The 1,021-nt window shown below is 54.4% G+C and carries 2 protein-coding genes; one reads left to right on the top strand and one right to left on the bottom strand.

Translation table 11 applies throughout. From position 1 onward, the window contains the following. Positions 1-702 (top strand): S-formylglutathione hydrolase (gene fghA / locus J5224_RS29865; protein WP_264628678.1); only part of this gene is annotated, 702 nt, incomplete at its 5' end. Between the two features lie 138 nt (positions 703-840). Here fghA and J5224_RS29860 read toward each other — a convergent pair. Next, on the bottom strand, positions 841-1,021 hold a 181-nt coding region (locus J5224_RS29860; RefSeq protein WP_264628677.1), incomplete at its 5' end, for a hypothetical protein.

Here is a 1,021-nt window from a genome sequence, read left to right as displayed (position 1 = left end):
CCGGTGCTGTATTGGCTGTCCGGGTTGACCTGCAATGATGAAAACTTCACCACCAAGGCGGGCGCACAGCGTATCGCTGCCGAACTGGGGGTGGTGCTGGTGATGCCAGATACCAGCCCGCGTGGAGACACGGTGGCTAACGATCCCGGTTACGACCTGGGTCAGGGTGCAGGATTTTACGTCAACGCCACCCAAGCGCCTTGGTCAGCGCATTATCGTATGTACGATTACGTCAGCAGCGAACTGCCCGCTTTGGTGCGTGAGCATTTCAACGTCAGCGATCGTCAGTCGATCAGTGGACACTCGATGGGCGGTCACGGTGCATTGATGCTGGCACTGCGCCATCCGGAGCGTTATCGGTCTGCCTCAGCGTTTGCGCCAATCGTTAATCCCAGCGAGGTTCCCTGGGGGCGCAAAGCCTTTACCGCGTATCTGGGCACCGACGAAACGACCTGGCGTGACTATGACAGCTGCTATCTGCTGTCACAAACCTCGGCTCGATTGCCGCTGCTGGTCGATCAGGGCGACAGCGATCAGTTTTTACCCGACCAGTTGCAGCCCGCGCGCTTGGCACAGCAGGCAGCAGAACAGGGTTGGCCGCTGACGTTGCGCACCCAGTCTGGCTATGACCACAGCTATTATTTTATTGCCAGCTTTATTGAAGACCACTTGCGTTTTCATGCCAGCCATTTGAAGGCCTAACCGGCCTCCCCCAATGAGGCAGATCGTCTGGTCTGCCTCATTTTCCTTTTGTGATCGCAGTCACTCGGTACTTGGCAATCAGCAATGACAGCGCGCGTTGATAGCGTTTTTTGCGATATCGCAGACAGCAACTGATTGTTAAACTGCTTTTTTTGTCACACAATCGTAAATCGACTTGGCAATGCAAGAAACTGTTTCAGGGACCTGTTTAGCTGAACACTGCGTCAGAATAGGACGAGGTTTAAACAGGGGGATTTCACTGGGAGGGATTTGATTTGCAACGTAAACGAGTGGCTTCAAGCGAACTGTTTTCTGTCGG

The organism is Candidatus Symbiopectobacterium sp. NZEC135, assembly GCF_025962695.1.
This window is presented reverse-complemented; position numbering and strand designations above follow the sequence as displayed.